Here is a 6208-nt window from a genome sequence, read left to right on the forward strand (position 1 = left end):
AAAAAGCCTCATGCGAAAGCATGGGGCTTTTTTGTTATTGAAATCTTGAATAAAATTGATTGTTTTATGAACAAACATATTTGCTCTTAACATATTAATGATATCAATTATCAATTGCATTGACATATTTCCCCCCCAATTTAGAATGCGAATCTCTTATTTACGCTTGGATGCGCATTATGAAAAACATTTCAGTTGTTATCCTTACCTCTATTCTTTCTTTGAGCAGTTATTCAGCAATAGCCAAAGAGCCAGAAAAATCAGTGATTGCTCATGTTACTTCATCTACTGCAGATACACTGAGTATTACGCATGCAGCTGGAGTCACTAAGGTCCATAAGAACCCTCAGCGTGTGGTTATTTTTGATTTTGGTACCTACGACTCCTTAGATAAATTGGGCCTAACCAGTCGTGTTGTGGGGCTACCAAAATCGATTCCTAGCTATATAAAAGATAAAGTGTCTCCTGCAGTCTCTGTCGTTGGGGGGATGAAAGAACCCGATCTGAAAGCGATTCAACTACTTCAGCCTGATTTGATTATTATCACGGGGCGTCAAGGTGGTTCATATGATGCACTGTCGGTCATTGCACCAACTATCAGCCTGACAACAAGCCCTAAAGATTATTTAATGTCGGTTAATAAAAATGCAGAGTTGCTGGGCGCTATTTTTGATAAAAAAGAAGAAGCTAAGAGCCAAATCAATTTCTTATCCCAACAATTAACGTCTATCAAGACAGAAAAAGAGCCATCGCAGCTGTCTGCATTAACGCTAATTCATAATGATGGTAGGTTTGCTGTAATTCATCAGCCTATCATTTTTGACGTTTTAGGCATGAAGCCAGCGAAGGTAATACAGAAAGAGAGTGCGGATAAGAAAAAACGAGTCCCGCTCACGACGCATGAAATTGCCCAAGCAAATCCAGATGTGATTTTTATTGTTGATCGTAGTGTAGCCATTGGTGCTACTCCGCTAAACAAAATGCAATTTGAAGATGCAGAGTTACGTTCAACGGCGGCATTTAAAAATGGCAAAGTAGTATATCTCACGCCTGATCTTTGGTACTTGTCTGGCGGTGGGCTAGAGAGTACGGCTGCACAGATGACAGAAGTGGCAAACGCACTTTAGTTTCATGCAACGGCGGTATAGCTATATACCGCCAATTAGACACATTATTTTGCAATCTCGGTTTTATCTTTATTTATCCAAAAATCAGGCAAAGGATCGGTTAGACTAGGCACAGTTTAGTCAGGATGAGATCCTTGTTTCATGTCTAATAGCCATACATCACTTACTGAATTCACAACATTCGGTATTAATGCCCAAGCAAAAAATATCATCACTGCCACTTCCCCTGACGCTTTGGCGGAAGCATGGCGCTGTGCTGTCGAGCGACAAGAGCCGGTGCTGATCTTAGGTGACGGTAGTAACGTTTTATTCTTAGAAGACTTTGTCGGAACCATACTGCTTAACCGAATCAAGGGAATCAGTGTGGCTGAAGATTGGAATAGCTGGCGGCTGCATGTTGGTGCAGGTGAGAATTGGCATGAGCTAGTACGCTATTCGCTTGAACAGGGAATGTCAGGGCTTGAAAACCTTGCCTTGATCCCTGGATGTGCAGGATCGGCACCGATCCAAAATATTGGCGCGTACGGTATCGAGTTCCAAAAAGTTTGTGAATACGTTGATGTGTTGAATTTACGTACAAATGAGTCGTTTCGTTTAACAGCGGATGAGTGCCAGTTTGGCTACCGAGAAAGCGTTTTTAAACATAGTTATCGAGACGGCTATGCGATTGTTGCCGTAGGGCTACGGTTAGAGAAGCAGTGGCACCCTGTTTTAAACTACGGTGATTTAGCTAAGCTTTCACCTGAAACTGTGACGCCTAAACAAGTGTTTGACTCTGTTTGTCATATGCGAATGACTAAGCTACCAGACCCTGAAAAAACAGGGAATGCAGGAAGCTTCTTTAAAAATCCTGTTGTGAGTGCAGCGGTTGCCTCGCAGATTAAGTCCGAATTTCCTGAAGCACCAATGTACCCACAAGCCTCTGGTGAGATGAAGTTAGCTGCGGGTTGGTTAATCGACCGGTGTGAGCTAAAAGGTTTCCAAGTGGGCGGTGCAGCGGTACATCAACATCAGGCGTTGGTACTCATCAATTTAGATGGTGCAACAAGTAGGGATGTCGTTGAGCTAGCCAGAGCCGTACGTAATCGCGTCGCACAGAAGTTTGGCGTATGGTTAGAGCCTGAGGTTCGTTTTATATCCGCGGTTGGTGAAGTTAACGCTGTAGAGGTTTTATCATGAAAGATATCAGCGTTCCCCTGCGCCTAGTTAATATTCTCTCAGATGGAGAGTTTCACTCCGGCGAGCATCTTGGCGAAGTACTCGGCATGAGTAGAGCGGGCATTAACAAACACATACAGACGATTCGCGATTGGGGAATCGATGTTTTTACCGTACCTGGCAAAGGGTACAGCCTGCCAGCACCTATGCAGCTATTGGATGAGGATGAGATCACCGAGCAACTGCAGGATGGGCGTGTTACGGTACTCCCTGTCGTGGACTCTACCAACCAGTATTTACTCGACCGAATTCATGATCTTCGCTCCGGAGATGCCTGCGTAGCTGAGTATCAACAAGCTGGCCGTGGGCGCCGTGGACGCCACTGGTTTTCTCCTTTTGGTGCGAATCTTTACCTCTCTATGTTTTGGCGTTTGGAGCAGGGGCCAGCGGCCGCAATGGGGTTAAGCCTAGTCATTGGTATCGTTATGGCGGAGGTATTGCGCGAACTTGGTGCTCCAGACGTTAAAGTAAAATGGCCAAATGATCTTTATCTGAATGATAAGAAACTAGCCGGCATTCTCGTCGAACTTACCGGAAAAACCGGCGATGCTGCAAACATTGTGATCGGTGCTGGTATTAACCTATCTATGCGTTCTCCCGATACTTCAATTGTTAATCAGCAATGGATCAACCTGCAGGAAGCGGGTGTTCAGATCAACAGAAATGAATTAGTGGCCCGTCTGTTAAAGCGTTTACGCGATACGTTGGTTGATTTTGAAAAACGCGGGTTAGCACCTTTCGTCGAGCGCTGGCGTGAGCTAGATAACTTTATCGATCGCCCCGTTAATCTGCTGATTGGAGAGCAGAAAATTTATGGTATTGCGCGAGGTATCGATGCTCAAGGGGCATTATTGCTTGATAGAGACGGCGAGATTCAGCCATTTATTGGTGGTGAAATTTCACTGCGCGGCGCATAAATAGTTAGACGTCTAATGGCAATGTACATAGCAAAAAGGGCATCTATCGGATGCCCTTTTTATTAACGAAGACGGCGAATTGTCATTATTTACGTAAACGAACGCTTTCAACGGCGTGATTGCCGCCTTTAGTCATAATCAAACTGGCTCGTTCACGGGTTGGCAAAATATTCTGCTTCAGGTTCAATCCGTTAATTTCTTTCCATAGACCGGTCGCAATCTCGACGGCTTCTGATTCTGGAAGCTGAGAGTAGTGATGGAAATAAGAATCGGGATTGGAGAATGCCCCTTGGCGGAATTTCAGGAATCGATTGATATACCAACCCTGTAATAGTTCTTCCGGCGCATCCACATAAATAGAGAAATCGACAAAATCAGACACAAAAACGCGGTGTGGATCATGAGGGTAATCCATACCACTCTGCAGAACGTTCAATCCTTCCAGAATAAGAATATCCGGTTGCTCGATAACTTTGCAGCTATCAGGCACGATGTCATAGATCAAATGCGAGTATTGTGGCGCAGTGACTCTAGGTGCACCGGATTTAATCTCGGATACGAAGCGAACGAGGTTCTGAATATCGTAGGACTGCGGGAAACCTTTCTTTTTCATTAGCCCACGTTCTTGCAACACCTTGTTAGGATGCAAAAAGCCGTCTGTGGTTAGCAATTCCACCTTACGGTGTTCAGGCCAACGGCTTAATAACGCTTGTAGCACGCGAGCAGTTGTACTTTTACCCACGGCGACACTACCAGCGATCCCAATAATATAAGGGATCCTAGGGCCATTGGTTCCTAGAAATTGTTCAAGCACGGCTTGACGGCGAACGTTAGAGCTAAAATAGAAATTGAGTAAACGAGAAAGCGGCAGATATATCTGAGCAACTTCTTCTAACGAAAGATCTTCGTTAATACCCTTGAGATTAGCAATCTGCTCTTCCGTTAAGGTTAACGGCACGGAGTTACGCAATGCAGCCCATTGTTGGCGATTAAACTGTAGATACGGTGTCGCCAATGATTGATCTTTCTTCATATGCCCAATTCTGCCTGTTAGCGCGGGTCGGGAACGGCGCCAGACGCCAACTCCAGATGGATAACGAGCTGCACATTATAATCAGCTTCGTCTTTGTCGCAGAGTTTTTTTCAAAAACTTTGACTCAATCTACGTGATGGGGGGAATCCAATCAAGAAAGTAGCAGTATGAATAGGGCGGAAAAAAGCGGTAGCTAAAAAGGAAAGTGCTACCGCTAGGAGAACTTAGCTGGCTTTTGCTGACTGAGTAACGGCAAATAGTCGTTTGTAATAAATCGCGGTGGGATGATATTGACCATCCGGGGTGCAGGCGTAATCAGGGATTTCCCCCATGCAACGATAGCCCTCAGTTAGATAGAAGGCTTCTGCCGCTGAGCCTGCTTGCGTATCTAGATAAAGAAGCCCACGGTTAGCCAGCAAAGCTACTTTTTCAAGTTCCGCCATGAGCTGATGACCAACACCCAACCGACGCGCGCTGCTGTGCACCATCAATTTTTGTATTTCGGCGCGATTACGTCCATTTGGCTTTTGACATAGGGCTAACTGTACGGTACCCACCACGCGATGTTCATCACGGGCAATCCACAATAAGAGTTCTCCCTTAGCAACCAGTGGACGCAAGCTGTGAAAGTAACATTCGGCGTCGTAATGATCGATTTGTGTGTCATATCCCAAGGAGGCCCCATTAGCTACGGCATCCGTGAGCAGCAGCGCGAGCTCTTTTCGGTAGACCGGTAAGGTCGCATCGTTAATCAGAACAATTTTCATCGGTGATTCCTCCAAAAGGGGGTAATAACACCAGAGAAGCAAAGAGCAGGCCAAGTATGAAGAACCGCGCTTTACGTGGGGAGACAGCACAAATAAGTGTAGCTTTTGCTTGGTTATGGTGCAGGGCGCGCAAAATGGGGGCGTTTAGAAATGTGACCTTGCTCTGAATATTCATTTTTCCGCTCGGTGTTCAATTGCGGTAAGCGCAATATCGACAAAGGTATTACAGGGCGAATTCGCGCCAAATTTCTGTTATTTTATGAGCTAGAAAACAAGTAAACGGGCGTTTTTGACTGTTTTCTAACCGAAGGTGCGCAAAAATGAATTTTTTTGTTGCATAGAGCACGATCACTACCTAGAATGCGACCCACTTGATGCCGGCTTAGCTCAGTTGGTAGAGCAACTGACTTGTAATCAGTAGGTCACCAGTTCGATTCCGGTAGCCGGCACCATCAAGTATAGCAACACCAAGTGGTGGGGTTCCCGAGCGGCCAAAGGGAGCAGACTGTAAATCTGCCGTCTCAGACTTCGAAGGTTCGAATCCTTCCCCCACCACCATTTATTCGCCTTAGAGATAGGGCATGGGATGTAGCTTAGTCCTACATCTCAAAATACATCAATGAGGATCTCACTTCGTTGATGTAAAACTCTACAGAACAATCAGGTAGCCGAGTTCTAGGATGCGGGCATCGTATAATGGCTATTACCTCAGCCTTCCAAGCTGATGATGCGGGTTCGATTCCCGCTGCCCGCTCCAAGTATGTGCTGATATGGCTCAGTTGGTAGAGCGCACCCTTGGTAAGGGTGAGGTCCCCAGTTCGACTCTGGGTATCAGCACCACTTCTTTTCTCCTCCTCTGATTTCATTCTGTAAAATATTCAGCTAGTGCATACAAATCATTTGCTTGGTTGATGTGGTGATATCACCGATTTATCCGTGTCTTAGAGGGACAATCGATGTCTAAAGAAAAGTTTGAACGTACAAAACCGCACGTTAACGTCGGTACTATCGGCCACGTTGACCATGGTAAAACAACGCTGACCGCTGCGATTACTACCGTACTGGCTAAAACCTACGGTGGTTCTGCTCGTGCATTCGACCAGATCGATAATGCGCCAGAAGAAAAAGCTCGTGGTATCACCATCA

General features: G+C 45.6%; 6 protein-coding genes and 4 tRNA genes. 8 read left to right on the plus strand and 2 right to left on the minus strand.

All coding sequences use genetic code 11. The features are described 5' to 3' along the window. Positions 1 to 179 precede the first annotated feature (179 nt). The 3 genes from HMPREF3091_RS18300 to birA all read left to right on the plus strand — a co-directional run bounded on the left by HMPREF3091_RS18300 (position 180) and on the right by birA (position 3262). The gene (locus HMPREF3091_RS18300) at positions 180 to 1127 is read left to right on the plus strand and encodes a siderophore ABC transporter substrate-binding protein (RefSeq protein WP_070717839.1); all 948 of its coding nucleotides are present in this window, start codon (positions 180 to 182) and stop codon (positions 1125 to 1127) included. A gap of 141 nt (positions 1128 to 1268) precedes the next feature. Then, positions 1269 to 2306 carry a UDP-N-acetylmuramate dehydrogenase gene (gene murB, locus HMPREF3091_RS18305; protein ID WP_070717842.1) on the plus strand — a complete coding sequence of 346 codons (1038 nt, stop codon included), beginning with the start codon at positions 1269 to 1271 and terminating at the stop codon, positions 2304 to 2306. After that, positions 2303 to 3262 carry a bifunctional biotin--[acetyl-CoA-carboxylase] ligase/biotin operon repressor BirA gene (gene birA, locus HMPREF3091_RS18310; protein ID WP_070717845.1) on the plus strand — a complete coding sequence of 320 codons (960 nt, stop codon included), beginning with the start codon at positions 2303 to 2305 and terminating at the stop codon, positions 3260 to 3262. Before murB ends, birA begins: the two co-directional genes overlap by 4 nt. An 85-nt stretch (positions 3263 to 3347) precedes the next feature. Here the strand turns inward: birA and coaA are convergent, their stop codons facing one another. Next, complete coding sequence (gene coaA, locus HMPREF3091_RS18315; RefSeq protein ID WP_004092550.1) at positions 3348 to 4295, minus strand: type I pantothenate kinase; 948 nt, start codon at positions 4293 to 4295, stop codon at positions 3348 to 3350. Between the two features lie 224 nt (positions 4296 to 4519). Then, entirely contained in the window at positions 4520 to 5062 is a 543-nt protein-coding gene (locus HMPREF3091_RS18320) for a GNAT family N-acetyltransferase (RefSeq protein ID WP_070717848.1), read from the minus strand. A 376-nt stretch (positions 5063 to 5438) separates the two neighbouring features. On the opposite strand from HMPREF3091_RS18320, the gene HMPREF3091_RS18325 reads away from it, so the two are divergent. The 5 genes from HMPREF3091_RS18325 to HMPREF3091_RS18345 all read left to right on the plus strand — a co-directional run. Next, a tRNA-Thr gene (locus HMPREF3091_RS18325) sits at positions 5439 to 5514 on the plus strand. A 21-nt stretch (positions 5515 to 5535) separates the two neighbouring features. After that, positions 5536 to 5620, plus strand: a tRNA-Tyr gene (locus HMPREF3091_RS18330). A 124-nt stretch (positions 5621 to 5744) separates the two neighbouring features. Next, positions 5745 to 5819 (plus strand) — tRNA-Gly (locus HMPREF3091_RS18335). 7 nt (positions 5820 to 5826) lie between these two features. Continuing rightward, positions 5827 to 5902 (plus strand) — tRNA-Thr (locus tag HMPREF3091_RS18340). Positions 5903 to 6018: 116 nt separating this feature from the next. Next, positions 6019 to 6208 (plus strand): GTP-binding protein (locus HMPREF3091_RS18345; RefSeq protein WP_004090890.1); only part of this gene is annotated, 190 nt, incomplete at its 3' end.

The sequence above is a fragment of the Hafnia sp. HMSC23F03 genome (genome assembly GCF_001816025.1).
In the GTDB taxonomy this organism is placed as follows: Bacteria; Pseudomonadota; Gammaproteobacteria; order Enterobacterales; family Enterobacteriaceae; genus Hafnia; species Hafnia paralvei.

Excerpts from the sequence above, each read along its gene's own strand:
- HMPREF3091_RS18300 (WP_070717839.1), top strand. The coding sequence starts at position 180 with ATGAAAAACATTTCAGTTGTTATCCTTACCTCTATTCTTTCTTTGAGC.
- murB (WP_070717842.1), top strand. The coding sequence starts at position 1,269 with ATGTCTAATAGCCATACATCACTTACTGAATTCACAACATTCGGTATT.
- birA (WP_070717845.1), top strand. The coding sequence starts at position 2,303 with ATGAAAGATATCAGCGTTCCCCTGCGCCTAGTTAATATTCTCTCAGAT.
- coaA (WP_004092550.1), bottom strand. The coding sequence starts at position 4,295 with ATGAAGAAAGATCAATCATTGGCGACACCGTATCTACAGTTTAATCGC.
- HMPREF3091_RS18320 (WP_070717848.1), bottom strand. The coding sequence starts at position 5,062 with ATGAAAATTGTTCTGATTAACGATGCGACCTTACCGGTCTACCGAAAA.